Origin of the sequence: Microcystis sp. MC19, from assembly GCF_003019735.1 — a bacterium.
Lineage (GTDB): Bacteria > Cyanobacteriota > Cyanobacteriia > Cyanobacteriales > Microcystaceae > Microcystis.
The window spans coordinates 224,890-250,638 of the sequence record NZ_CP020664.1; the positions used below are offsets into that span (position 1 = coordinate 224,890).

The window sequence follows — 25,749 nt, forward strand, 5'->3', positions numbered from 1 at the left end:
AGGCTCGGTTATTTAACGGTTTGCTGAAAAATTAGGGGCGAAGCATTCCGATAGAAAATCTACGGTTTCAGCGAGAGTTTATTGCCCGAATGCTTCGCTCCTACAGGACTAACGCCGTCTCAACAAATTTTTCATCTCTACCCAGATAGAAAGTTGACCACCTAGACTAGAGGGATGAGTGAAAATTCCTTGACGGGGACTGAATAAAAAGGCCAACATAAATAGGCTAAAAGCGACAAGCACGATCGCCGGTCCAGAGGGTAAATTCCAGTAATAACTTAAATACATCCCACTGATACTAGAAATAATACCCACACCCACACCTAAACCCATGACTTGATGAAGACGGGTAACTAAAAGATAGGCAGTGGCCGCGGGGGTAATCAAAAGGGACAAAACGAGGATTACTCCCACCGCTTGGAGACTAGCAACGATTGTCAAACCGATCAGGAGCATTAAGCCTAAATCTAATAAATTTACTGGTAAACCCGCCGCTTGCGCCCCGATTTTGTCGAAAGTGTAGAATAATAGTTCTTTATACAGGAGCAAAACGGTTAATAAAACGATAATGGCAATAATTAGGGTATCGCGAATGTCGGCAGCAGTAACACCGAGAATATTGCCGAAGAGAAAGTGATTAAGGTCAATTTTGTTGTTTTTTTGGATAAGAGTGATCAGGGTGATACCAAGGGCAAAAAAAGCCGAGAAAACAATACCCATGGCCGCATCTTCTTTGATTGGGGAACGATTACGGATCAGGTTAATCAGTAGGGTACTGACCATTGATGCTAGTAAAGCACCCAGTAGCAGATTAAAATTACCAATAAAAGCGATCGCTAGTCCGGGTAAGACCGAGTGACTGATGGCATCGCCCAAGAGGGCCAAACGTTGTACCATCAGGTAGGTTCCCACCACCGCACAGATGATCCCGACGATGATAGCTTCAATTAGGGATCTCTGCATGAAACTATACTGCAAGGGTTCGATTAATCCTGTTAATAGATTGTTGCCCATGAATCTGCCTTGGGGTTAAATTTTTCTGATTCTCGATCGAGGTTTTGCTCCTAGGGTCTATCTTCTAAATCGGGGGAGAAGATGAGTTAGGATAATTAGGATTAATTGTAAGTTTTTTCGCTCCTAACCGCCGCCATGGATACCCCCGTTCTTTCCTCAACTTTTTTTCTGACTCTCCTGCTCATGGTGGGATTATTCTTTTTTATTCGCGGTTCCGTCAAAGAGCGTATCGAACAGCGTGTCTATCTTACCAGTACCAGTGACGACCAACTATTAGAACAACTGCGAGATTATTTTGACCGACGTTCCTATCAAGTCAAGGCGATCGAACCCGAACAGAATATTGTCAGATTACAGGGTTTTGTGCCTCCTAGCCCTTTTCTAGCGATATTTTTGACAATTTTGGCGGCCTTGGGTTTATTTTGCTTCTCACTGGTCTTATCGGTGTTATTTCCCGATACTAATCCCTATATTTTTGCTCTTGTGGGTTTATCTCCCCTCGCCGGTGTTTTCTATTGGCAAAAAGTCGGCCGGTTAGAAGAAGTGGCTTTTAAAGTGGAAAGCAAATCTCAGCAAACGGAATTAACTGTCAAAGCCCATCGGGACGAGTTAAGACAACTACAAGATAGTTTAACCTTTCTAGAAAGACAATAAGCTTTTTATGTCCTATGAGCGCCTAATTTATCTGGCCGATACCGATGCGGCCGGTGTGGTTTACTTTGCCCATCTTCTCTCGATCTGTCATGAAGCCTACGAGTTTTCTTTAGCACAATTTGGCATCAATATCAAGGATTTTTTGAAAGATTCTCCGGTTGCCCTACCGATTACTCAAGCGGAAATCCAGTTTTTTCGTCCTCTTTTTTGTGGTAATCGCATAGAGATTGATTTCACTGTCCGATCCCTAAGCGAAAACGAGTTTGAATTGCAGTATAAAATTTATTTGGCTGAAATCATGGTCGGAAAAGCAAAAACCCGCCATGTCTGCATTGATCCCACCGCTAGAGAAAGAATCCCTTTCCCGGAATCTTTAAAAAATTGGTTAGGATATTTATCAACTTTAGAGGAGACTGGTATTTAAGGAATGATTTTGGCAGATTTAACCATGATTTTAACTAGGGATTGGTGGCACAGTGCTTGGCAATTATTTAACCTTAGTACCGGGAGGATTGTCTGGAATTCTTTTCTGGCCTTTATCCCCTTTATCCTCAGCTTTTGGCTATTTCGGACCACCCTCGATCGTTCCCTAATCTGGTGGTTAATTCTCTTAGTTTTTGTGCTTTTTTTACCCAATGCTCCCTATATTCTCACCGATAGCATTCATTTAATCTCTTATATTCAGCAGGATTACGCCAAAAGTTTATTTTTTTTAGTTTTAATTCCCCAGTATAGTATCTTTATTTTTATTGGCTTTCAGCTATACGTTCTCTCCTTACTTAATTTTAAAAGTTATTGTCAGGAAAGTCAGCTAAATTCAGCAGTTTTACCCCTAGAAATAACTCTCCATTTTTTAAGTGCGATCGGTATCTATCTGGGGCGTTTTCTTCGGCTGAATAGTTGGTATCTAGTCACTCAACCGCAGCAACTATTCTGGAGTTTGCAGAATTTACTAACTAAAAAACCTTTGATATTTATCCCTGTCTGTTTTTTAATTATTTGGTTACTATACGAGATCAACAAAAGACTTTACAATCGATTTTTTGCCTCCTGCGAGAATAACTAGAATTTCTACTACAAAAATCTCCCTAAATCGAATTCGGTTGTGGCAGTAATGTCTCGAAAACGTTCTTGACTGATAATTAACAATAATCTTTCAGTATAATCCACCGCACCGCGCAATTCTCGTTCTAATCTTGCTAAACCGGCGTTGGCATATTCCTCGAAAATTGTCACTCGCAAAGCTTCTGAATCTACCCCGTGGGGAGAAAGAATTTTTGTGTCTTGGAACTCATTGACTGCCAATAATTTGATTAGGGTATCGTAGCCACGAGAAATAAAAATTTCCAGGTTAATAGGTGAGGGTTCTTTCGCTACATTTTCTATGGCTACCCTCTCTTGATATCTTACCCCTAAAGCCGCCGCAAAAGCGATGACATCAGCATAGGTTTGAAAGGGTCCAATTCCCTGATTAAAATTAACTAAGGACTGGACAAATTCCCCTTTATCTCTAGCAATACGCACTCGATGAATGGACATATTTATCAAGTAAAAAGTTAAAAAGTTTACAAAATTTAGGAGATAGAAATCAGGAGTATTGATGAACTAATTGATCTATTTTAAGGATAGGTTTTAATTAGTCCTTTAGCTTGGTAAACATGAAATTGTTCGATGGTGACACCACCGCGCTTGATGGGAATGACAGCTACTTTAGTTATATCTTGGAAATAGGGACGGTAGCGATCAATTATTTCTGGTCTTTCTAGAGAACTATTTGTAGTAATTAATAAACCATTTTTACCGATCCATTCTTGAGGATTAAACCAAATTTGATAACCCCTTTGATCGTTGTTAAAACAGGTGACGGGAATAGGAACTAGGGGATAAAGGGCCATATCTAGCCATGCTGTCACATAAAAACTATGGGTAAAAACGAAGCTAGAATCTTTTAATAGTGCTAATAATTCGGGCGAATTAGCAAAGCCTTGGCGCAGTTGATTTATATCGACAATTTCCCGAGAAGGGTCTTGTTCTGGGGCAATAATTCCCCCAAAGATTGCGTATTGACCAGGTTTTTGGAAAGTGCCAAAAGTAACGTGAAGCATTGCTATAGATAAAACAGTAACGATAAAAATTCCCGATCCCCATAACCATCTTTTTACCCAGATTCGAGAAGATTGCTGCCAAGTATTGGCCTTTTCTCCTAATAAAATCGTGCAGGACCAAAACCCGGGTAAAATCCAACTAGGGGCGAGATAATGGGAAGCACCCACATAAAGCATTCCCAGGATTAAAGGCAGAGAAACCGAAAGAATTAACCAGTTTTTGAGGGATTCTTCATCTCGATGAAAAAATCTTTTTTTCGAGAGAAAGTTAGGAATTTGTTCGCCAAAGCTTTTAAATGTCACCCACCACATTGGCAGACCAAAAGGAGGAAACATCGTGGCGATACTAATGCCAATAACCGAGAGAATACCAAGAATATTAAAGGTTTTGGGTTCTCCAGAAAAACGGTCTTCTAAATGAAAGCGAAAGGAAATCCAATCATGGTTAATATTCCAGTAGATAATCGGCAATAAAGTTATCAAAAAAAGAATAAATCCTAATCCCAACCAAGGGGATCTAAATACAGGCCAATAGCGGGGAGTGGTCAGACAAAATAAAACTAAACCAAAACCCAAAATAAAGCCGTGATATTTACTTAAAACCGCCAATCCTACGGCAAGTCCAATATAAGCGAGACGATAGCTAGGATGATAGTTTTTTCCCCGAATTGGCCAGAATTCTTGGGCAGCTAAATAGACTGTTAATGACCAAAAAAAGATTAAAGGACTATCTGGCTGCGAGAGAATCCCGAAGACAATCCCATAGATGGGGATGAGAGTGGCGATCGCTAAAGTCATTCTGGCGACCGGCAGACTGAACAATTTTAAAGCTGTCAGATATAGCAAACAGAGGCTGCCAGTATAGAGGAGGAGAGTACCGAAGCGAATGGTAAATTGATTGACTAATCCCGTGATCCAAGTCCCAAAACCCGTGGAAATCGCTACTATTGGCGGATGATCGAAATAACTCCAATCCAGATTATGGCTGTAAACGTAATAATATGCCTCATCGTACCCCGGATAAAGCCCCAGGGCGATGATTGTTCTAAACAGGAGTCCACCGATGAGCAGATAAACGGCAATGCGATCGCTAATTATTTTGGTCAAAATTCTTACCTCATTTCATCGCTAAAACTGATGTTAGAGACGGGAGATTTTTGGGGTTGCCAGATTTGAGATTTGTGCATCTATGGCAAGGTTAGATTTAAATGTGATCTTTAGTTACTATATCACCAACTCTGTCATCTCTTAGCCCTTGGCTATCAACAAAATCTTCCTAGGCGTTGCTGATTGGCGATCTGAAAGAGGATTAAGGGAACGGGGAACTTAGATAAAACTGATGTTAATTAAATAACTTTTGCCACCATCAAATCAATAATAATCATGACAATAGCTTGTAACCGTAAATCACGACGCTGACTTTCTTGCTCAAGAGCCTCTACCATCCATGAGGGAAACTCAAAGGCAATTGTTTGTTCCTCGGAATTAGCAGGTTTAATTTTAGTTAAATCCAAGTATTCGATGATATTTTCTCCATCATCAAAAGCTTTCATAAATTTCTACCTCTTCAGGTCTAGTTCGTTTCCGTGGCTGCATCTCAATTTGGTCGAAATATCTATATTACATTTTGGGCGTACGCTATGCGCCCCTACCATAATATTATTGTAGTGACTGTATCGGCAAGAGTCATAGTATAATTGAACCAATAGAATTTGGGCTTCCCTTGCTGCTTTTATCAGTGAGCAGTGAACAGTAAACAATAATCAGTGGTTTTCACCTCACACTGTCCACTTAAAACTACAATCTGATCACTGATAACTGAAATCCCCAACACCCGACCCCCTAATTTAATGATTTAATCAAACCGACCAGTGCTGCAGGAGATAAAAACTATGTGTATTCTCGGTTTTGATCCGGGTAAGGATAAATGTGGGATCGCGGTCAGGTCATCGACGGGTAAAATTTATACCCATGAGGTGATAGCATCGTCACAAGCGATCGAGCGTTTAGCCAGTCTCTGTCAACAGTATCCGATCGAATTGTTGGTGATGGGGAATCAAACCACCTCAAAAAGTTGGCGCCAAAAAATTGCCGCTCGTCTCACCATCCCGATTACTCTAGTAGATGAACGCAATAGTACCCTAGAAGCGCGTGATCGCTATTGGCAAATGTTCCCCCCCAAGGGATTACAGAAACTCATCCCCCAAGGTATGCGTCTTCCCGATCGCCCCATTGATGATATAGTAGCGATTCTACTGATCGAACGTCATTTACAGTCCAAATAATGTCAAACTACAAAATAGACACAGCAGGGTGAATTGACGATGCTCCTAAGTAAAGGTTTTGAAGTGGAAATGTATACCGGAACAGCAGCCGGAGAAATTATCGGTTTATCCGATCGCATTGTCAAGGATTTGGATGGTTTTGTCCGGGAACCGGATAGTCGTAACGTAGAATATACTACGGCTCCCATGACTAACTATGACCGTCTTTTATGCGCTACTTTAAAACCTCGTCTGGCTCTACGGCAATATTTGCGTCGTTTAGGCGATTATACCCTAGTCCCCGGCAGTACCCTCTCCTTGGGTGATAGTCAGCATTTTTATCGCAGTGACCCCCACAATCCCTATCATGACTATATCGAACAGACCTACGGCACTAATGTGGTCACGGCCAGTATTCATATTAACGTCGGTATTAGCGATTATGAGGATTTAATGCGTGCCTGTCGCTTAATTCGCCTAGAAGCTCCTTTATACTTGGCTTTAAGTGCTTCTTCTCCTTTTCTCGACGGTAAAATCACCAGTTCCCATTCCCGTCGTTGGCAAGTTTTCCCCCAAACTCCCGCTGATGTTCCCCTCTTTGAAAGTCATAAACATTTTGTCACCTGGACCGAGGAACAATTAAAACTCGGCACGATGCAGAATGTTCGTCATCTCTGGGTGTCGGTACGTCCTAACGGTAGCAATCGTCCCTATAATCTCAATCGTCTAGAATTGCGAATTTGTGACCTGATTGCTGATCCTATTAGTTTATTAGCAGTTATGGCTTTTTTAGAGGCCCGTTTAACTCAACTTTTACAGGATCCCCAATTAGACCCCTTAATTTTAAGTCAATTACCCAGCAGCAATCGCAGCGAGGATTTATTGACTTTAACCCAAGCAAACGAACAGGCTGCCGCTCGTTTTAGTCTTGATGCCACCCTGAGACATTGGTACGATGGCCGAGAAATCTTAGCTAGGGATTGGATTAAAGACCTCTATGTTCAAGTTTATCCGATCGCTAAAGAAAGGGGTTTTAGTTGTTTCCTCTCCCCCTTACAAAAAATCCTCCGTGAAGGTAACACTGCACAGCAATGGTTAAAACAATCCGACCAGGGTATGGATGTTAAAAGTATTATCAAACAGGCGATTATTACCCTAGAAAAACAGGAACGAGAGTTAGAACATAAATTATGTCAGCATATTTTAGTCGCGTGAATAATTATTTTAAGGCCATGGTAATTAAACCCTGTTGACCGAGAAGAATTTCCCGCAGCAGCGTACAAATTCCCACCCAAATAATTGGAGAAATATCAACTCCTCCCAAGGGTGGTATCAGTTTACGCACGGGGATTAAAAAAGGTTCTGTGGGCCAGGCAATAATATTAAAGGGGAAGCTATTTAAATCTGCCTGTGGATTCCAAGTCAGCACGATCCTTAAGATAAACAAAAGGGTCATCAACCCTAAGATAATTCCCAATGTCCAACTTAATGCGATCGCTGTGTCCATAGTTTCCAATCCCGTCTTTTTTACCGATTATTTTCCCTACAATATAACAGTTTTTGTCCCATTTAATCATCCTCATCGCCCCAGCACCCTGCCAGTTATTCTTGTCAACCTCCCGGGTAAAAATGCCGCCAAGAAAAAGTCCCCATAGGGCTTGACAAACCAGCCCGACTTGACTTATACTTTTGTTATAATGGGAATCCGTGCCGACTTGGAGACCCTCTCTTTTCAGACCAAATAACGACCATCTTTTGCTGACCTCAGAAGTAACTTAAAGATGACAGAATTTCGCATCGAGAAAGACAGCATGGGAGAAATTCCCGTCCCTGCCGATAAACTTTGGGGAGCGCAGACCCAAAGATCCCTACAATACTTTAGTATCGGTGATAATCTCATGCCCCGGGAGATGATCCGGTCCTATGCCATTCTCAAAAAAGCCTGTGCAATTGTCAATCAGCAAAAAAATCGTCTCAGTCAGGAGAGAAAAAACCTAATCTGTCAAGTCTGCGATGAAATTTTAGCCGGACAACACGAGGATAACTTTCCCCTCTACGTTTGGATGACAGGAAGTGGTACTCAATTTAACATGAACATCAACGAAGTCATCTCCAATCGTTGCAGTCAACTGACGGGGAATCCTTTGGGGAGCAAAACCCCCGTGGATCCCAACGATCATGTTAATATGTCCCAATCGACGAATGATTCCTTTCCCTCGGCCATGTATATTGCCGTTGCCTTGGCAGTCAAGGAAAAATTAATTCCCAGTTTGCAACTATTACGGAATAGTCTCGATGAAAAAGCGCAATTATGGGCGAATATAGTTAAAATTGGTCGCACTCACCTACAGGATGCCACCCCTTTAACCCTCGGACAAGAATTCTCCGGTTATGTGGGTTTATTAGATGACGGCAGCGATTGGCTAGAAAAATGTCTCGAAAAAGTCTATCGTTTATCCTTGGGAGGAACAGCAGTGGGTACGGGAATTAATGCTCCCCCGGATTTTGATCGAGATGTGGCAGCAGAAATCGCTAATCTGACCAAATTACCCTTTATTACCGCTCCTAATAAGTTTACCGTGCAAGGTTCCCATGATGCTCTGGTTTTCTTGAGCGGGGGACTGAAAACTATCGCTAGTTCCCTCTATAAAATTGCTAACGATATCCGTTTACTTAGCTGTGGTCCCCGTTGTGGAATCGGAGAATTACAGCTGCCGGAAAATGAACCGGGTTCTTCAATTATGCCTGGGAAAGTTAATCCCACCCAATGCGAAGCTTTATCGATGATAGCGGTGCAGGTGATGGCTAATGATTTAGCGGTGACGATGGGAGGCGCCGGAGGACATCTGGAAATGAATGTCTATAAACCGCTGTTGATTCATAATCTCATGCAGTCTATCCGTTTGCTCACTGATGGTTGCGGTAATTTCTGTCAGTTTTTGGTTCAGGGGATGACTGCTAATCAAAAACAAATTGAGACTTTTTTAAATCAGTCCTTGATGCTGGTGACTGCATTAAGTCCCGTGATTGGCTACCAAAAGGCTGCCTACGTCGCTCATTATGCCCTAGAAAAAGATTTAACTCTGAAAGTGGCAGCCTTACAACTGGGATACATCGAGGAAGCGGATTTTGATCGCATTGTTGACCCCGCTAAGATGGTTAATCCCTACGTTGCCGATGGTTAATTGTCTGAGGGGATAACTGCCGCAAAAATCAGAGGTCGCAGGCAGGCACGGATTCCCATTATACATATAAGTATATGGCAAGCGGCGGGATTTGTCAAGCCCCACCGGTCAAAATTTCTCCTAAACTTGGCTAATGATAGCGAAGAAAACAAAGAGAAAAATCATAAATGCTGCTGCCATGCGGAAGAAGGATTTAGGAAGATTAATAACTTTCTCCAGTTGTAGGAAACCCACCAGAAAATAAGCGGCGATTGCGAGGAGAATCGGTATAACTAAGCGCCAGATTGTGCCGAGGGGACCAGAGAAAAACTCACCGATTTTATAGCGGGGTGTATCTTCTTCCGCGTGAGGAGGAATAGTTACACTTGTCCAAGTTTCCCCCCCATCGGTGGAACGAAAAACTGTAGTTTGAGCGCCACCAAAACCGAATAAAGTTTGATCTTGAGCGTAATTAGGAGAAAACTGGACCGAGATCCCAGAGGAAGGGATACTATGAATTTTCACTAGGGGTATTTTAGGATCACCAATTGATTTAAAAGTTTCCCCGCCATCAGTAGATTTAAACAAACCATCTCCCTGTAAACTAACTATTACCGTGCGATCATTAGCATAATCAGGAGAGATAGCAATGGTTTCTACCGATGCTTGCGGATTAAACCCCGGTTTCTCTAATTTTGTCCAACTTTTAGCACCATCTTTGGTGACAAACAAACCGGAAATTGTCCCAGCAAAAATAGTTCGATCACTGGGATAATTGGGAGAGATTGCCAACTGCACATTAGCGGTTTTTGATAGGGGGGGGCCTTGGCTGACATTATTCCAAGTTAGTCCACCATCAACACTTTGATAAATACCCTCTTTTCCCGTGACAAACAAAGTTTTATCCTTAGCAAAATCAGGGGATGCTACCATGGCAGGAGCATAATTACCAGAAATTTTGCCCACTTCACTGATATTTTTAACCGTATTTCCTCCATCGGTAGAACGAAATATTCTCCCCTGCTGATTGGTGAGAAAAAGAGTTTTATCGTTAGCAAAATCTGGAGAAGGAACTATTCTTGGACCGCGGACTCTCTGATCAATTTCGATAATTTTCCAGAAATCACCACCGTTATCGGATTTGGCAAATCTATTGCGTAAAAAACCAGCAAAAATAGTTCTATCTTGTCCATAGTTAGGAGAAAAGGCAATGTCAAAGAAACGCCGGGGATCTTGTCCTGACTCCTCCGTATCTTTACCAAATCGATAAACCTCTAAACCGCGATTAATTGGTGTCCAAGTTTCCCCTTTATCGCGACTGATAAAGATATTGCCTACATAATTAGCAATGACGACAGTGGCATCTTGGGCATAATTAGGAGAAACCGCCATGTCGATAACTGTTCCCCGAGCTAAAGTTTCTATTTCCTGCCATTTTTTGCCGCTATCAGTGTTTTTAAATAAGCCATTAAATCCCCCTAAAAACATCGTATCTTGAACGACTTTTAAATCCATAAAATGGGGAACTTTATAATCATCAGCCTGTTTATCTTTGGTTAAACCCTCGCTCGTTTTTGTCCAACTTTTGCCCCCATCCTGAGAAACATACATTCCGTCATACCAAGTGATGGCATAAAGGGTGGAGTTTTGGGCATAGTCAGGAGAAATAACGATGTCTTCGATGATTTTATCTTTAATTCCTTCGTTGACGGCTTGGAAGGTTTTACCATCATCAACGGTTTTAAAAATACCTGCTTCTTTTGTACCGACAAAAAAGGTTTTATCCCTGTCTAGATTAGGAGAAAAAGCAATTGTATCTACTGCCCCCACATTGGTAGGTAAGGGGAGATTCTGCCAAGTTTTCCCCCCATCAGAGGAAGTGTATAATTTCCCTTTTTCATCCCCGAAAAAAATTCGCCCTGGATTGTTGGGGGTAATAGCTAGAGATGTTATCAGTGCATTGGTGGGGAAAATATTTGACCAATTTTTACCACCATCTGCGGTTAAATAAACCCCTTTTTCTAATCCCACTGCTGCTGCTATATTGGGATCGGAAGGGGCAATTTCTACGAAGCTAATCAAGTTAGTTTCTAAACCCTGATTAACTTTCTGCCAAGATTCCCCCGCATCTTCACTTTTATAAATACCATTGGATCTTGAAGCTAAATAGAGAATATTTTTATTGAGGGGAGATAGGGACAGGGAACTTAATTCCCCCGTATAATCTAAACCTTGAATTAATCTTGTCCAGTTGCTGCCTCCATCGCTAGATTTATAAAAGTTATTTCGCACCAAGATATATACTGTATTATCTGTCTGGAAATCGGGAGAAACTTCCACTTGACTAATTACATCATGGGGACGATGGGCAAAAACGGGATTACTCCAAAGACAAAAAACTGTAGCGATTATCAATAAAATGAGATTAAACTTGTGGGCGCATCTCAGCAAACTTTGGCGATTAATCATAATTAAACTGCTAACATCGAGGATAAAGATTGACCTAATCTAGCAAAGGACGATCAAAATTTAAGCAAGGGTTCTGTAAGAGTATAGACAAAAATGGCGATTATAACCATTACTAAAATCGGGCTTATTTGCTATCAGCATAGATTAGAACCAATCTCTACACTTTGATTATTGTAGAGACTCATTGCCTTTTGTAACCCTTGTTTGAGACCAAGTTCGATCGCTTTTCTGGACAAGTCTAACACTTTCAAGATGACTTCGTTTTCTTGGGGGGTGAATCGGCCTAAAACGTGGGAAATTGTCGCTTTTTCGGTTGATTTACCGATTCCTATGCGTAAACGAGCGAAGTTTTCCGTGCCAACGTGGGCAATCATCGATTTAATCCCGTTGTGTCCGCCAGCCGATCCCGATAGACGGATTCTCAACCGGCCCAGGGGCAGATCCATATCATCGTAAATGACTAAAATCGACTCTGGAGCTAGTTTATACCAGTCCAGCACCGCTCGCACCGATTGCCCGGAGCGATTCATATAGGTTTGGGGTTTCAAGAGACGAATTTTGCCCCAGGGAGGACCGTCACCTTCGGCGATAAAACCTTGAAATCGCTTATTTTCCTGCCAAGATAGCCGCCAATCCCGCGCTAATGCGTCCACAGCTTCAAAACCGATATTATGACGGGTGCGATCATATTTGGGTTCGGGATTACCCAAACCGATAATTAGCCGAGGAATGATTAAATTAGGGGTTTTATCGGAATTCATAGGGAGAAATCGGGCTTTTAACCAGGACCCGACTCTTATTATCACCGAATTAGCACTCCGAGCGCTGGAACAAAGTTTCTAGATAAACCTTGGCACAGCTATTTTGCTCCTCAAAATTCATCCTTTCGGGGGATTGACAATTAAGTAGAAAAAATGACAAGGCCGCCGTAAACACACCATCTTGATCCCAACCGGGGTGAGCTTCTAGGTATTGTTGTAGGGATTGATGGAGGATTTCGGGGATTTCTGCCAAGATACTGACTGATGTATTCATATCGTTTACCTCTGATCGGAAGTGGGGAAATCCCTGACTCCTGTAGTGGACAGTAAGGACTATTGTGAGCCAAGTTGGAGGGAGTTGCAATATTACCAGATGTAAAGGAATGCTTTAGAAAAACTTAATATTTACGAGGGAATAAGGGTTAGAGCTAGATTTTATTTACTTAACTTAACAGTAACTCAGTATCTATCGATGGGGATTTTGACAATCAAGATTAATTTTTTCTGGAAGCAAGTGCCGATTCTATCGCTGTTGCCTGTGGAAAAGTCTGGGTAAACTGTGGAAAACTTGGGAGTGAGTGGGGAAATACCGGGGAATGTATGGGGGAAAACATTGGGGAAAAATAAGATTTGCAAATTTTAGTCAGCAGTGCTGCTCAAATCCGATCCCTGATAGCTGTCTCACCAGTCTGGGAGTCTCGACGCTGAATGCTGGCTGCTATGCTTTCACCACCAATACTGAACAGGTAGCTTCTGCCACCACGAGACTACTAACAGAATCTTCGATCACCCGTTGAACTCCCGTTAATCCCCGGCTGCCGATCACGATCAGATCAGCATGATAGATATTAGCTAAACGAATAATTTCCTCCGCAGGATCGCCGAAGATGACCTCGATTTCACTGGGGACAGCAATCTGGGATTGATAGCAGCGCAATTGATCTTCAATGATCTCACGGGAGGGGTGAGGGCGATCCACTGCCGATTCATCTCCCTCTTTGCCGAGGATATGGGTGAGGATGACGCGAGAATTTGCCGTTAGAGAAAGGGAATTCAAGGCATGGAGGACTCGATCCGATAATTCCCCACAATCTAAGGCAACAACAATATTTTTAAACATTTTGACTAAATCCTGCCGCTAAATAAACTTCCAATTAAGATTCCGGAGCAAAAAATCTTTTATTTTGCCATTATCTAAGGATAATAAGCCGAGATAGACAATTTTATAGGTTATTACGATCAGTTAAGATTTCGTAACCCGTGGCGGTTACTAGGACAGTATGCTCAAACTGAGCGGAGAGAGCATTATCCATGGTCACCACCGTCCAACGATCGCGCAAAGTTCTGGTATGTTTAGATCCCGCGTTGACAATTGGTTCAATTGCTAGAGTCATCCCGGCGCGGAGTTTGACATTGGGTAACTGATTAGTGCGAAAATTAAATACCGAGGGTTCTTCGTGGAGATTTCTGCCAACTCCATGACCGGTAAAATCTTCTACCACTTGAAAACCGTTAGCTTGAACGTGATCTTCGATCGCTCCTGCGATATCGAGCAGATAATTGCCAGCTTTTACCTGATTTATGCCTTTATATAAAGCTTCTTCCGCCACACGGATTAATTTTTCGGTTTTGGGAGAGACGGAACCGATCGCGATCGTGATACAGGAATCCCCATGATAACCTTGGTAGTAGGCCCCCGTATCTACCTTTAACACAGAACCGGCTTTGAGGCGTTTTTTCGGGCTAGGGATACCGTGAACGACTTCGTTATCAACGGAGGCACAAATCGAGGCAGGAAAGCCATAATAACCTTTAAAACTGGGAGTAGCACCCATTGCGCGGATACGTTTTTCCGCATAGGCATCCAGATCCGCCGTCGTCATCCCGGGTTGAGCGATCTCGGCAATTTCCTTGAGGACTGTGGCGGCAATTTTACCCGCTTGTCGCATAATAACGATTTCTGCGGCGGATTTGGTTTCGATTCCCCGGCGGCTTTTCTGTACTCGCGGTGAACCTACTTGCTCTGGGGTTTTAGTTTCGGGAAAAAGCAGCTTGGTTAGGATGTTCATGGAGATTTGGCTGTCGAGTCTTTACCTAACTTAGCATTTTCCCGGCGATCGATGACCACTCTGGAGAAATCAAGGAACATCTAGAAAAAGAAAAGTCTCAAGGGGTGACAAGCAGATTGAAAGTGAAACAGGGTGTGGGGGTAAGGTGTAGGGAAAAACCTTGAGACTTTCCCCGAAATGAGGACGAGAGAATCAGGTTTAAGCTTAAGTAAGTTAATGAATTTGACGGCTGACAGCGAGGAGATTTTCCCCACACCCCACACCCCACACCCCACACCCAGCCTAGACTTCAACCTCGTTGTCACCCCTTCAGTAGAAAAGCTATAGTAGGAAAAAGACTATTTTTCCGGCGAGGTGACAATTTATGGCAGTCAAAAAAGAGTTTTCCAGTTTTCAGGAACTGTTGCAATCCACTAATCTTCCCGTGTTAGTGGATTTCTATGCCACTTGGTGCGGTCCTTGTCAAATGATGGCTCCGATTCTAGAACAAACGGGAATGTATTTCAAAAATCGCCTACAAATTGTCAAAATTGATACAGACAAATATCCCAATTTAGCCAGTAAGTACGGTATTCAAGCTTTACCGACTTTAGTAGTCTTTAAAAATGGTCAACCGATCGATCGAATTGAGGGAGTGGTGCAGGTTAACCAACTGGTTCAACATTTACAAACTCTGTTGTAAGATGATTTTGAACCAGAACTAGGAGTTAGTGTCATGGCAAAGGCGATTTGGAATGGTGCAGTGGTAGCGGAAAGCGATAACTGCGAAATTGTCGAGGGAAACTACTATTTTCCCCCCGATACCATCAAAGCTGAATATTTCCAACCTAGTAACACCCATACCATTTGTTCTTGGAAAGGAGAGGCTAGTTATTATACTCTCAGGGTAGATGGACAGGATAATAAAGATGCCGCTTGGTATTATCCCGATCCTAAACCAAAAGCCCAAAATATTAAAGGATATATCGCTTTTTGGCGAGGTGTGAAGGTTGAGAAATGATCGCCATCTACCCCGGCAGCTTCGATCCAGTTACACTCGGTCATTTAGATATTATCGAACGCAGTGTGCCACTATTCGAGCGAGTAATCGTGGCAGTTCTCTGCAATCCCCATAAAAACCCCCTGTTTACCGTCGAACAACGCATAGAACAGATCAGATACTGCACAAAACACCTGAAAAACGTTGAGATAGACAGTTTTTCAGGATTAACGGTTGAATATGCCAGATTGAAAGGAGCCAAGGTACTTTTGCGGGGGTTGCGAGTCCTCTCGGACTTTGAAAAAGAACTGCAAATGGCCCATACCAATAAAACCCTCTGGGAAGGGATCGAAACGGTTTTTTTAGCCACCACCAAAGAATATAGTTTTTTAAGCAGTAGCGTGGTTAAAGAAATCGCTCAATTCGGTGGCTCCGTCAGCCATCTAGTCCCGGAAAACGTTTCTAGAGATATTTACTCATACTACAGTTAACATACTAGAATACAGTAATGAGGACGACCTGAACCTATGGCGCGCCGAGAACCTAATGATCGCAAAAAAGCAGTACCTAACACTTCTAATAGTGGGGTTCCCAGTCCACCCGTCGATTTCGATATCTATCAGGATCTGGCGCGTCTGCAAGAGATGATTTTTGATAGTTTCCATATCCCCCTCACCCGTTGGACAATGATCGATGAGGGACAGATATCCGAACAAATCGATATCATCTATGAAACCGTGCCACCGGCAGTACAGAAAGCTTTAGCAATTTTGCAGGAAGAACAGGAAATTATCACTAAAGCAGAGGAATACGCTCAACAAGTCCTTCGTTCCGCTCAACAAAGAGCCGCCCAAATTCTCGATGAGTCCGGTATTATTCAACAGGCAGAACGGCAAGCGGCCCAAATTCGTCAACGGGTTCAGCAGGAGTGCGAATCCTTGCAACAACAAACCCTCGATGAAATCGAACAAATGCGTCACAGCGCCGTGCAGGAAGTGCAACAGTTACGACAAAAAAACCAAGCTGAATGTCATGAAATTCAAAAAGACGCTGACGACTATGCCGAAGCAGTTTTAGAACATCTCGATCAACAATTAGGGCAAATGTTACAGGTTATCCGCAACGGTCGTCAACAGGTAAGATCGAAACCAACATCCTCAAACAATCTACCCGGAGAACGTCCTTAATCAGTTATCAGTTATCAGTTATCAGTTATCAGATGTAAGTTTTAAGTTAATTAGTTAGTTATCTTTATCCCTGATTACTGTTTACTGTTTACCGAACACTGAAAAAAAACAAACCTCCGATTCCTCACCGATAACTGATAACGGAATTTCATGAATAACCCCTCCTCGAATTCCCCTCTATTCGGACGCTTTCTTAGCGGGTTATTCAGCTGGAAAATTTGGTTATTTGTCCAGATATTTCAGGGCAGTAAAAGCTTTTATCGATTCCTGTATCATTATTTATATCGTCGTCCTAAAATCGATCGCATTCTCGGTAGCGATGTCGTCTATATTCCTGAGAAAAAACTTTATAGTATTCCCCTCGATGTGCTGAAAATGGAGCGGCAAATGGTTAATAGTGATCGCCAGCAGTTGACTTCTGTTACTACTTGGCAAGTTAAAACGATTCATCCCACCATCACCGAAACCGAGATACAATTCCACGATGTTACCGTCGATTTACAACAGGTAGAGCTGATTAAATCAGACCTTAATAACTACGATTATACTAATACTCGCCGCTTGGCTCCTCTGGTGAAAACCTTACTTTTTGAAATTAACCCCAAAATTGCCAGTTTAGTGGAAAAGAGAAATCAATTACATAGACTGCGAAATCTGGCCGCATCTTCCGAAATTTTTCATTCACAAACTCCATTGTATGATCGAGCAATTAATCAAGTCCAGCTAATTATCGATCAAGCGGAAACTTTGAGACAAGAATGTTTAAAATTTATCCGAGAAACTCTGATCGAACGGGAATTAGTGCAATCCGATATCGATACCAATCTCCTTGATTGTAACCTCGATTTTGCCAGTCAATATCAACTAATTCAAGAAAAATATCAACTCTGGAAAGAAGAGGTACAAGCTTATTTTGAATTAAAAGATTCTTCTCTACTTAAAAATTAACTATCACCGTCAGTTATCAGTTATCAGTTATCAGTTATCAGTTATCAGTTATCAGTTATCAGTTATCAGTTATCAGTTATCAGTTATCAGTTATCAGTTATCAGTTATCAGTTATCAGTTATCAGTTATCAGGAGATTATTTTGATTTATTCTCCACACTTCATAATTCATAATTCATAATTCATAATTCATATACTTTTTCAACAGGATTTATTATTATGTCTAATTTAATGGCAATTCGTGAACATATTTTTGCTTGGGGAAAACGCACCTATATCATGGGTGTTTTGAATGTTACTCCCGATAGTTTTAGTGATGGGGGAGAATTTGACAATGTTGAAAATGCCCTGCTACAGGCGATGAAAATGATCGAGGCCGGGGCTGATATAATCGATATCGGTGGTCAATCCACCCGTCCGGGAGCCGAAGAAATTAGCCTAGAAGCAGAATTATCGCGAGTTATCCCCGTAATCACCGCTATTCGACAACAAAGTTCTATTCCTATCTCTCTCGATACCACTAGGGCGATCGTGGCAGCCCAAGGTATCGCCGCCGGGGCCGATTTGATCAATGATATTTCTGGGGGAACCTTCGATCGCCTATTATTGCCCACGGTGGCTAAATTGGCCGTTCCCATCATCCTCATGCACCTGCGGGGCAATCCGCAAACCATGCAATCTTTAACACATTATGAGGATTTAGTCAAGGAAATTAAAGAATTTTTACAGAATCGCGTTAAGGAAGCTGTACACTGGGGCATTGCTAGGGAAAATATTATCATCGATCCGGGGATTGGTTTCGCCAAAACTGGGAGACAAAATCTTGAGTTATTGCGAGAATTAGGGCAATTTCGGGATTTAGATTTACCTATTTTAATTGGATTGTCGAGAAAACGCTTTATCGGCGAGATTACAGGCAAAGATGACCCAAAAGAACGAGTTTTCGGAACGGCGGCGGCTTGTGCTATAGCGATCGCTAAGGGGGCCGATATCCTGCGCGTCCATGATGTGGCTGCGATCATAGATGTGAGTAAAGTGGTGGACGCAATCGAGCGAAGTTGAAAATTTTTGCTAGTCTTAAAATCATCCACACTTCGATCGAAATTAGCGATGAATAGCCAACTAACCAGCGATCATTGTATGTTACCCGTGATTCGATCTCCCCGGGATTATCAAGTTTTTCGCATTAGCGCTGGGGATACAAATCGTTTAGCGATCGTCTTCGATTCTACCGTAGCGGGGGATTCCTTGACCGTCTGTGTGGAAATTTTCGATCCCCACGGTTGTACCCCTACCCATCGTCATCATTTTGCCGTAGAAATGTTTTTTATCCTCAAAGGGGAGGGAATGGCTATCTGTGATGGTAAACCGATTCCCCTAAGTCCAGGGGATAGTTTATTAGTCCGTCCCACGGGTATTCACGAGATTAGAAATGTGGGGGACGGAAGACTTTATGCACTATGTTTTATGGTTCCCAATGAGGATTTTTCGGAATTAATTCGTAATGGCATCCCAGAGGAGTTAGACGCAGAAGATTTAGAGGTGTTGATGGGAACTATTAAGGGATAATCAAGCAATGCCATCCCTTAAATTTTGGGCTTTTTTTTCAGAAAAAGAGCGATAAAAAAGGTAAAGGTTCCTCCCAGAAGTCCAAAGATTAGCCAATTTAATCTTGGATAGCCTTTATTGATAGCGATGACTGTAGCAATGCCACCGATGAGACAATGCCAGAAAAAAAGCAACAAGAATAAATCCAAACTGGGAGAAATATCAGCGATTAGTTTCATACTTTATCAGTAGAGCGAATAGAATTTTTCCAATGACCGAATCCCTGACCCGATTTTATGTTTATCAACCTTTATAAGTATTTCTCTTATTTTTTTGTCCAAGGCCATTTTGTTCCCATCTCGGTTAAAGCTGAAAAAACTAGATAGAGAATGAGAAAAGCAACACAAAAGAAGAAAGTCAATAAGTCGTTATTCATCGAGTTATCCCTGATAGCTTAAAGGTCACTAATTCACTACTATTGATGCTTTTCTAGACTGTTGAAACGGGATTGATTATTGTTGCTGTTGTGCCAAATAGTTAAGCACTGTTTCCAGAGTCAAGTCTAAGCGTTCCGAGATTTGTTGCGGGGTTAAACCGAGGTCTTGCAGCAGAGGAATTGTTTTCAATTTTTGCAAGTTTATTCCCTGTTCAATACCATCTCCAAAAGCTTCTTGATAGAAACGAGTTTGTTTTAGGTCTTGTAGTTCCAACATAGCTTCAATTTCCTCTCGACTTTTTTGGGGTAACTTATAAATGATGATCGTTTCGATTAAATCAATGACATTTCTCTGCACTAAGCGATCGCTCAATTCTCTTTGAGCCTGTTTAATTAAAATCTTAGCAGAATTAACAGCTTGACTCTCACTTTCCGTAACCAATTTGATCAGGGCGATCGCTAAGGAAGGAATCTCATCATTAGCCACTTCATCCAGATAGATTCTTTTAATCCTGTCCAAGGATAACAAATCTGCAAATTGCTGGGGATGTTCTCGCTCAATTTCTCGACTAGGATAAATAACAACTATCTGCCAGGATGATAAAGGTTTATACTGTCTAAGATACAAGAAAAGTTCCGAAAATAATCGATAATATAGGTCTTCATCCTTTTGAAACTGCACTTCTACCAGATAAAAGGGCAAATTTTCCAGATTATCGAGCGGCAAAAATAAACCATCCAATCGAAAAGCTAGTTGTTTGACTTCTTGGGAAGTAAATCGATAATTGCTAACCATAGCATCGGGTCGCTCAATTAATTCAAAGAACGAATCGGGAAAATCGAGAAACATTCGATAGAATATGCTGTCAGTTTTCATGCTGTCACAAAATTACCTGTAATTTCCGCTTAATCCGCCAACAAAAGAGAATTAACCTATGATCATCCCATCGTTTCTGCAACCCGGCGCTAAAGTTTCTCTGGTGGCCACCAGTGGCGCCGTCAAGGAATTAGCCGCCCTAGAAAAAGGCGTAGAAATCTGGCGATCGAGGGGTTATCAAGTGGAATTTAGCGATAATTGGTCGAATCGTCTCGGTTATCTCGCCGGTAGCGACGAGCAACGTCGTCAAGCTTTAGCCCAAGCATGGCAAGATCCCGATTGTCAAGCAATTCTCTGCGCTAGGGGGGGTTACGGTAGCGCTCGCCTCTTAGAAAATTGGACATGGGCAAAAACTAACCCGAAATGGTTAATCGGTTTTTCCGACGTGACGGGGATTTTATGGAGTTTAGCGAAACAAGGCATTTGTAGCGTTCACGGTCCAGTTTTAACCACCTTAGCCCAAGAAAGTCCCCAATCAATTGATCGCCTCTTTTATCTTCTGGAAGGTCGTCCTTTAGCCCCTCTTATCGGTCAAGGTTGGGGTGGGGGCAAAGTGCGGGGACGCTTATTACCGGCTAATTTAACCGTAGCCACCCATCTCCTCGGAACCTCGGTTCAACCCACCCTAGAGGGGGTAATTTTAGCCCTAGAGGACGTAACCGAGGCCCCCTACCGGATCGATCGAATGTTAACTCAGTGGCGAATGCTGGGCATTTTCTCCCAAATTAAAGGCATTGCCCTCGGTCGTTTTAGCCGTTGTCTGGCAGCCCCCGGCAGTGATAGTCAAACCGTGGAGGAAGTCTTAAAAGAGCGTTTGGGCGATTTAGGCATTGCGGTTATTGCTGAGTTACCTTTCGGTCATGATGGCGATAATGCCGCTTTACCGGTGGGAACAATGGTAGAACTGGACGGGGATCGGGGAATCTTAGAATTTTTCTATCCAGAATGATCCACTTTTTTGATACTATCTTAGAGAAGTGTTAACAAATGTAACAAAAAATTAATTATAGATGAAAGTATTAGTTGTCGGTGCCACGGGAACCCTAGGGCGACAGATCGTGCGTCATGCCATCGATCAGGGACATCAAGTGCGTTGTTTGGTCCGCAGTCAGAGAAAAGCCGCTTTTTTGAAGGAATGGGGCGCGGAATTAGTCGGGGGAACCCTGCGGGATAAGAGTACCATTATTACCGCTTTAGAGGGAATGGATGCGGTAATCGATGCCGCTACTGCCCGGGCGACGGACTCAGCCAGCATTAAACAGGTGGATTGGGATGGTAAAGTTAATCTGATTCAAGCGGCCAAAACTGCCGGAGTCGATCGCTTTATTTTCTTTTCGATTCTCAATGCCGAAAAATATCCCAATGTGCCTTTAATGGAGATAAAACGCTGTACCGAGAAATTTCTGGCAGAATCGGGTTTAAAATATACAATTCTCCGTCCCTGTGGCTTTATGCAGGGTTTAATCGGTCAATACGCCATCCCGATGTTAGATAATCAAACCGTCTGGATCACGGGGGAAAGTACAGCGATCGCCTACATGGACACCCAAGATATCGCTAAATTCGCCGTTCGCGCCCTAGAAGTCCCCGAAACCGTCGGTCAATCCTATCCCGTGGTGGGCAGCAAAGCGTGGAAAGCTGAAGAAATTATCGAAGTTTGCGAGCGCCTATCGGGTAAAGAGGGGAAAATTTGGCGTTTACCCATGGGATTACTGCGTTTTATGCGAGGAATAACCCGTTGTTTCCAATGGACCTATAATATATCCGACCGACTAGCTTTTGCGGAAGTTCTCGCTAGTGGTCAGGCTCTTGATGCTCCAATGAAAGAAGTTTATCAAGTATTTGGCCTTGATCCGAGTCAAACAACTACTTTAGAATCCTATTTACAAGAATACTTTAGCCGCATTCTCAAGAAGCTCAAGGAAATCGACTTCGAGAAACAAAAAGCTCAGAAGAAGAAAAAAACCCCTTTCAAAAAGAAAGCGTGATTCAGCAGTAGGAAAATTTGTCAATGCCCAAAATCGGCATTATTTACAACGATATTAAGCCTATCGCTTGTAAAACAGCCCATCAGATACAAGATCAGCTACTTTCCCTAGGTTGGCAGGTGTTTATGGCTACCGGCAGCGGTGGCCTACTAGGCCATTCTAAACCCTCTCGCCCAGTTTGTTTTACCCCGATCGATCAGTTAGTCCCCCCCCACTTCGAGCAAGATTTAAGTTTTGCGATCGTGTTGGGGGGCGATGGTACAGTCCTATCGGCGGCCCGGCAGTTGGCCACCCTCAATTTGCCCCTGTTAACGGTCAATACGGGACACATGGGCTTTTTGACCGAAATTTACCTAAATCAGCTAGAACCAGCCTTAGAACTGGTTTTAGAGGGGAAATACACCATCGAAAATCGCTCGATGATCACGGTACGACTGTTTCGCGAAGATACCCTCCTCTGGGAGGCACTTTCTCTCAATGAGGTGGTCGTCCACCGGGAACCCCTCACCAGTATGTGTCATTTTGAGATTCAAATTGGTGAACACGCACCCGTCGATATCGCTGCCGATGGGGTGATTCTCTCCACTCCCACCGGTTCTACTGCCTATGCTCTCAGCGCCGGTGGCCCGGTAATAACTCCCGATGTGCCGGTATTACAATTAGCCCCCATTTGTCCCCATTCTTTAGCTTCCAGATCCTTGGTATTTTCTGACAAGGAAACTGTGAATATTTTCCCAGCAACTGCTAACCGCATGGTGATGGTAGTGGACGGTAATGGCGGTTCTTATATCTTGCCAGAAGATCGAATTAATGTGCAGAAATCGCCCCACCAAGCTCATTTTATTCGTCTGCAATCGACGGAATTCTTCCGTATCCTCCGGGAAAAATTGGGTTGGGGTTTACCTCATATTGCTAAACCAACTTCGGTGGAATTACCTTAATCAGTTATCAGTTATCAGTTATCAGTTATCAGATGTGAGCTTTCAGTTCATTGATTGCTGGTTACTGTTTACTGATAGCTGAATTTATGCTCTCTTTTCGTGCCAAGATAGCTTTTTATTTAGAGGATGTCACCACGGCGATCGGACTGACGGTAAATCTGCTTATCTTGGCATTAATTTTACTATCTTTGGGGATTTATGTGGCTCAAACCTATCCCTTATCCGCCACTTGGCAACTGTGGTTACGTCAGCTTGATTGGGGAATTTTAAGCTTATTTTCCCTAGAGTATTTAATTCGGTTTTGGTGTGCGGAATCAAAACTAGGCTTTATTTTTAATATTTTTTCCATCCTAGATTTATTATCAATTCTACCCCTATTTTTTGGTTTTTTTGATATTAGATTCTTTAGAATTTTTCGCTGGTTTAGAATTTTGCGAGTGATTCGGTTTTTTGGTTCCGACCTTTCTATTTTTAGGATTAAAACTTCCGATCAGATAGTATTTACTCGCATATTACTAACTCTATTTTCGATTATTTTTGTCTATGCGGGTTTAATTTATCAGATCGAACACCCGATTAATCCCCAAGTCTATCGGACATTTTTTGATGCTTTTTACTTCGCCGTTGTCACTATGACTACCGTGGGATTTGGGGATGTAACTCCCCTTTCTGATGGGGGCAAAATGGTGACAGTTTTAATGATTTTAACGGGAGTTTTGTTAATTCCCTTGCAAATTAGCACTCTGACTAAACAAATATTAAAATCTGGCACTCAAATTGATTATCCTTGTCCAGATTGTGGTTTACCCCGTCACGATATAGATGCCAACTTTTGTAAAAACTGTGGCGCAAAACTCTTAAAAAAACCTGATTGAGAGTAATTCTGGCGAAATTCAGGAGCCGGTCGTCAGGAGATTATTTTTATTTATTCTCCCCGCTTCCCCACTTCCCCACTTCCCCACTTCCCAACCCCCAATCCGTCTAAATGTTAAGTTAAGTATCGAAGAGCGGCCGTTTCATCACCCAGTAGTAATATAATCACTGAGTTATCAACTTTGATCCTTAAGTATGACTGCATTCACCACAACCCCCACCCTTGCCAATTTACCCGCCAGTGACAGCCGTAGCCGCGTCAGTGAATTTATGAAATCCCTACAGGATGAAATTTGTCAGGGATTAGAAGAAGTGGATGGACAAGCAAAATTTATCGAAGATAGTTGGCAACGGCCCGAAGGTGGTGGCGGACGTTCGCGAGTTTTGCGGGAAGGGGCAATTTTTGAACAAGCAGGGGTGAATTTTTCGGAAGTTTGGGGGAAAGAATTACCCCCTAGCATTGCCAAACAACGGCCCGAGGCTGCCGGTCATCAATTTTACGCCACGGGAACCTCGATGGTTTTGCATCCTCGCAATCCTTATATTCCCACGGTTCACCTCAATTATCGCTATTTTGAAGCAGGTCCGGTTTGGTGGTTTGGCGGTGGCGCTGATTTAACTCCCTACTATGCTTTTGAAGAAGATGCTAGTCATTTTCACCGCACTTTTAAACAGGTTTGCGACCAACATCATCCCGAATATTATCCCGTTTTTAAACGCTGGTGTGATGAATATTTTTATCTCAATCATCGTCAGGAAGCTAGAGGCATCGGCGGGATTTTCTTTGATTACCAAGACGGTTTAGACCCTCTCTATCGGGGTCCTTTTGCCGAAAGTGATGCCGCTATCTATTCAGAAAAATTATCTCCCCAACAACCCCGCAACTGGGAAGAAATTTTTAGTTTTATTAATGACTGTGGCCGAGCTTTTCTACCCGCTTATGTTCCCATTGTCCAGAAACGGCACTCGACGGAATACGGTGACAGAGAACGTCAGTTTCAACTCTATCGTCGCGGTCGTTATGTAGAATTTAATTTAGTTTATGATCGTGGCACAATTTTTGGGTTGCAAACTAACGGTCGTACCGAATCAATTTTGATGTCTTTACCTCCTTTAGTCCGTTGGGAATACTGTTATCAACCAGCACCAAATACCCCAGAAGCAAAACTCTATGATGTCTTCCTAAAACCCCAAGATTGGGTTAATTGGCAAGGTTAAATCAGTTATCAGTTATCAGTTATCAGTTATCAGTTATCAGTTATCAGTTATCAGTTATCAGTTATCAGTTATCAGTTATCAGTTATCAGTTATCAGTTATCAGTTATCAGTTATCAGTTATCAGTTACCAGTTATCAGTTATCAGTTATCAGTTATCAGTTATCAGTTATCAGTTATCAGAAGATTGCTTTTATTTATTCTTCCCAATTCATAATTCATAATTCATAATTCATAATTCATAATTCATAATTCCTT

The 25,749-nt window shown here is 42.4% G+C and carries 32 protein-coding genes; 20 read left to right on the forward strand and 12 right to left on the reverse strand.

The annotated features are described in order from the left end of the window. Positions 1 to 108: 108 nt before the first annotated feature. Positions 109 to 1,014, reverse strand: coding sequence for a metal ABC transporter permease (locus B5D77_RS01095; protein WP_106908112.1), 906 nt, complete (start codon positions 1,012 to 1,014; stop codon positions 109 to 111). Positions 1,015 to 1,149: 135 nt separating this feature from the next. On the opposite strand from B5D77_RS01095, the gene B5D77_RS01100 reads away from it, so the two are divergent. From B5D77_RS01100 to B5D77_RS01110, 3 genes are read left to right on the forward strand one after another with little or no spacing between them, the layout of a single operon-like run. Next, on the forward strand, positions 1,150 to 1,668 hold the full coding sequence (locus B5D77_RS01100) for a cofactor assembly of complex C subunit B (RefSeq protein WP_002734244.1): 519 nt from the start codon (positions 1,150 to 1,152) through the stop codon (positions 1,666 to 1,668). Positions 1,669 to 1,675: 7 nt separating this feature from the next. Continuing rightward, the gene (locus B5D77_RS01105) at positions 1,676 to 2,092 is read left to right on the forward strand and encodes a thioesterase family protein (protein WP_106908113.1); all 417 of its coding nucleotides are present in this window, start codon (positions 1,676 to 1,678) and stop codon (positions 2,090 to 2,092) included. Positions 2,093 to 2,095: 3 nt separating this feature from the next. Further along, complete coding sequence (locus B5D77_RS01110) at positions 2,096 to 2,734, forward strand: DUF1361 domain-containing protein (protein ID WP_106908114.1); 639 nt, start codon at positions 2,096 to 2,098, stop codon at positions 2,732 to 2,734. Between the two features lie 8 nt (positions 2,735 to 2,742). On the opposite strand, the gene B5D77_RS01115 is transcribed toward B5D77_RS01110, so the two are convergent. The 3 genes from B5D77_RS01115 to B5D77_RS01125 form a co-directional block, all read right to left on the reverse strand. Further along, positions 2,743 to 3,207 carry a DNA phosphorothioation-associated protein 4 gene (locus tag B5D77_RS01115; protein WP_008201626.1) on the reverse strand — a complete coding sequence of 155 codons (465 nt, stop codon included), beginning with the start codon at positions 3,205 to 3,207 and terminating at the stop codon, positions 2,743 to 2,745. Between the two features lie 80 nt (positions 3,208 to 3,287). After that, complete coding sequence (locus B5D77_RS01120; protein ID WP_106908115.1) at positions 3,288 to 4,880, reverse strand: glycosyltransferase family 39 protein; 1,593 nt, start codon at positions 4,878 to 4,880, stop codon at positions 3,288 to 3,290. 239 nt (positions 4,881 to 5,119) lie between these two features. Further along, on the reverse strand, positions 5,120 to 5,326 hold the full coding sequence (locus tag B5D77_RS01125; RefSeq protein WP_008201622.1) for a hypothetical protein: 207 nt from the start codon (positions 5,324 to 5,326) through the stop codon (positions 5,120 to 5,122). A gap of 339 nt (positions 5,327 to 5,665) precedes the next feature. On the opposite strand from B5D77_RS01125, the gene B5D77_RS01130 reads away from it, so the two are divergent. Further along, a complete protein-coding gene (locus B5D77_RS01130; protein WP_008201621.1) occupies positions 5,666 to 6,058 on the forward strand; it encodes a pre-16S rRNA-processing nuclease YqgF in 393 nt (130 codons plus the stop codon). 39 nt (positions 6,059 to 6,097) lie between these two features. Then, positions 6,098 to 7,252, forward strand: a complete 1,155-nt coding sequence (gshA, locus tag B5D77_RS01135) for a glutamate--cysteine ligase (protein WP_008201619.1) — start codon at positions 6,098 to 6,100, stop codon at positions 7,250 to 7,252. A gap of 4 nt (positions 7,253 to 7,256) precedes the next feature. Here the strand turns inward: gshA and B5D77_RS01140 are convergent, their stop codons facing one another. Beyond that, a complete protein-coding gene (locus tag B5D77_RS01140) occupies positions 7,257 to 7,544 on the reverse strand; it encodes a YggT family protein (RefSeq protein ID WP_008201617.1) in 288 nt (95 codons plus the stop codon). Between B5D77_RS01140 and B5D77_RS25620 the strand changes: the two genes are divergently transcribed. Continuing rightward, entirely contained in the window at positions 7,537 to 7,692 is a 156-nt protein-coding gene (locus B5D77_RS25620; RefSeq protein ID WP_157221748.1) for a hypothetical protein, read from the forward strand. The two genes, B5D77_RS01140 and B5D77_RS25620, sit on opposite strands and share 8 nt — an antisense overlap. Positions 7,693 to 7,818: 126 nt before the next feature. Beyond that, positions 7,819 to 9,222, forward strand: a complete 1,404-nt coding sequence (gene fumC, locus B5D77_RS01145) for a class II fumarate hydratase (protein WP_106908116.1) — start codon at positions 7,819 to 7,821, stop codon at positions 9,220 to 9,222. Between the two features lie 120 nt (positions 9,223 to 9,342). On the opposite strand, the gene B5D77_RS01150 is transcribed toward fumC, so the two are convergent. The 5 genes from B5D77_RS01150 to map all read right to left on the reverse strand — a co-directional run bounded on the left by B5D77_RS01150 (position 9,343) and on the right by map (position 14,500). Beyond that, complete coding sequence (locus tag B5D77_RS01150; protein ID WP_008201614.1) at positions 9,343 to 11,670, reverse strand: YCF48-related protein; 2,328 nt, start codon at positions 11,668 to 11,670, stop codon at positions 9,343 to 9,345. A gap of 134 nt (positions 11,671 to 11,804) precedes the next feature. Next, the gene (pth, locus tag B5D77_RS01155; protein WP_008201612.1) at positions 11,805 to 12,431 is read right to left on the reverse strand and encodes an aminoacyl-tRNA hydrolase; all 627 of its coding nucleotides are present in this window, start codon (positions 12,429 to 12,431) and stop codon (positions 11,805 to 11,807) included. 49 nt (positions 12,432 to 12,480) lie between these two features. Beyond that, positions 12,481 to 12,705: a DUF2811 domain-containing protein gene (locus tag B5D77_RS01160; protein ID WP_008201610.1), complete on the reverse strand. Its 225-nt coding sequence runs from the start codon at positions 12,703 to 12,705 to the stop codon at positions 12,481 to 12,483. Between the two features lie 444 nt (positions 12,706 to 13,149). Then, positions 13,150 to 13,551: a universal stress protein gene (locus tag B5D77_RS01165; RefSeq protein WP_008201608.1), complete on the reverse strand. Its 402-nt coding sequence runs from the start codon at positions 13,549 to 13,551 to the stop codon at positions 13,150 to 13,152. A gap of 103 nt (positions 13,552 to 13,654) precedes the next feature. Next, positions 13,655 to 14,500 carry a type I methionyl aminopeptidase gene (gene map / locus B5D77_RS01170; protein WP_008201607.1) on the reverse strand — a complete coding sequence of 282 codons (846 nt, stop codon included), beginning with the start codon at positions 14,498 to 14,500 and terminating at the stop codon, positions 13,655 to 13,657. Between the two features lie 364 nt (positions 14,501 to 14,864). Between map and trxA the strand changes: the two genes are divergently transcribed. From trxA to B5D77_RS01205, 7 genes are all read left to right on the forward strand, one after another. Continuing rightward, positions 14,865 to 15,182: a thioredoxin gene (gene trxA / locus B5D77_RS01175; RefSeq protein ID WP_008201603.1), complete on the forward strand. Its 318-nt coding sequence runs from the start codon at positions 14,865 to 14,867 to the stop codon at positions 15,180 to 15,182. Between the two features lie 33 nt (positions 15,183 to 15,215). Further along, positions 15,216 to 15,500, forward strand: a complete 285-nt coding sequence (locus B5D77_RS01180) for a DUF427 domain-containing protein (protein ID WP_002743550.1) — start codon at positions 15,216 to 15,218, stop codon at positions 15,498 to 15,500. Continuing rightward, positions 15,497 to 15,970 (forward strand): pantetheine-phosphate adenylyltransferase, encoded by a 474-nt coding sequence (gene coaD, locus B5D77_RS01185; protein ID WP_008201601.1) that lies wholly within the window; start codon positions 15,497 to 15,499, stop codon positions 15,968 to 15,970. Before B5D77_RS01180 ends, coaD begins: the two co-directional genes overlap by 4 nt. Positions 15,971 to 16,006: 36 nt before the next feature. Further along, positions 16,007 to 16,666, forward strand: a complete 660-nt coding sequence (locus tag B5D77_RS01190) for a hypothetical protein (RefSeq protein ID WP_008201600.1) — start codon at positions 16,007 to 16,009, stop codon at positions 16,664 to 16,666. 150 nt (positions 16,667 to 16,816) lie between these two features. Beyond that, entirely contained in the window at positions 16,817 to 17,614 is a 798-nt protein-coding gene (locus B5D77_RS01195) for a hypothetical protein (protein WP_106908117.1), read from the forward strand. Positions 17,615 to 17,832: 218 nt separating this feature from the next. Beyond that, entirely contained in the window at positions 17,833 to 18,675 is an 843-nt protein-coding gene (gene folP, locus B5D77_RS01200) for a dihydropteroate synthase (protein WP_106908118.1), read from the forward strand. 48 nt (positions 18,676 to 18,723) lie between these two features. Further along, positions 18,724 to 19,182 carry a cupin domain-containing protein gene (locus B5D77_RS01205; RefSeq protein ID WP_008201594.1) on the forward strand — a complete coding sequence of 153 codons (459 nt, stop codon included), beginning with the start codon at positions 18,724 to 18,726 and terminating at the stop codon, positions 19,180 to 19,182. A 17-nt stretch (positions 19,183 to 19,199) separates the two neighbouring features. Here the strand turns inward: B5D77_RS01205 and B5D77_RS01210 are convergent, their stop codons facing one another. Continuing rightward, on the reverse strand, positions 19,200 to 19,400 hold the full coding sequence (locus tag B5D77_RS01210; protein WP_039899996.1) for a hypothetical protein: 201 nt from the start codon (positions 19,398 to 19,400) through the stop codon (positions 19,200 to 19,202). Between the two features lie 273 nt (positions 19,401 to 19,673). Further along, the gene (locus tag B5D77_RS01215) at positions 19,674 to 20,474 is read right to left on the reverse strand and encodes an Rpn family recombination-promoting nuclease/putative transposase (RefSeq protein ID WP_106908119.1); all 801 of its coding nucleotides are present in this window, start codon (positions 20,472 to 20,474) and stop codon (positions 19,674 to 19,676) included. A 58-nt stretch (positions 20,475 to 20,532) separates the two neighbouring features. Between B5D77_RS01215 and B5D77_RS01220 the strand changes: the two genes are divergently transcribed. The 6 genes from B5D77_RS01220 (at position 20,533) to B5D77_RS01245 (ending at position 25,715) form a co-directional block, all read left to right on the forward strand. After that, complete coding sequence (locus B5D77_RS01220) at positions 20,533 to 21,423, forward strand: LD-carboxypeptidase (RefSeq protein WP_106908120.1); 891 nt, start codon at positions 20,533 to 20,535, stop codon at positions 21,421 to 21,423. A 61-nt stretch (positions 21,424 to 21,484) separates the two neighbouring features. After that, on the forward strand, positions 21,485 to 22,462 hold the full coding sequence (locus B5D77_RS01225; protein WP_008201587.1) for an SDR family oxidoreductase: 978 nt from the start codon (positions 21,485 to 21,487) through the stop codon (positions 22,460 to 22,462). Positions 22,463 to 22,485: 23 nt separating this feature from the next. After that, on the forward strand, positions 22,486 to 23,403 hold the full coding sequence (locus B5D77_RS01230) for an NAD(+) kinase (RefSeq protein WP_008201585.1): 918 nt from the start codon (positions 22,486 to 22,488) through the stop codon (positions 23,401 to 23,403). Positions 23,404 to 23,489: 86 nt separating this feature from the next. Next, positions 23,490 to 24,278, forward strand: a complete 789-nt coding sequence (locus B5D77_RS01235) for an ion transporter (RefSeq protein ID WP_106908121.1) — start codon at positions 23,490 to 23,492, stop codon at positions 24,276 to 24,278. A 193-nt stretch (positions 24,279 to 24,471) separates the two neighbouring features. Further along, entirely contained in the window at positions 24,472 to 25,494 is a 1,023-nt protein-coding gene (hemF, locus tag B5D77_RS01240) for an oxygen-dependent coproporphyrinogen oxidase (RefSeq protein WP_106908122.1), read from the forward strand. Continuing rightward, positions 25,482 to 25,715 (forward strand): hypothetical protein, encoded by a 234-nt coding sequence (locus B5D77_RS01245; RefSeq protein WP_159036927.1) that lies wholly within the window; start codon positions 25,482 to 25,484, stop codon positions 25,713 to 25,715. The genes hemF and B5D77_RS01245 overlap by 13 nt, the downstream gene beginning before the upstream one ends. Positions 25,716 to 25,749: the final 34 nt, after the last annotated feature.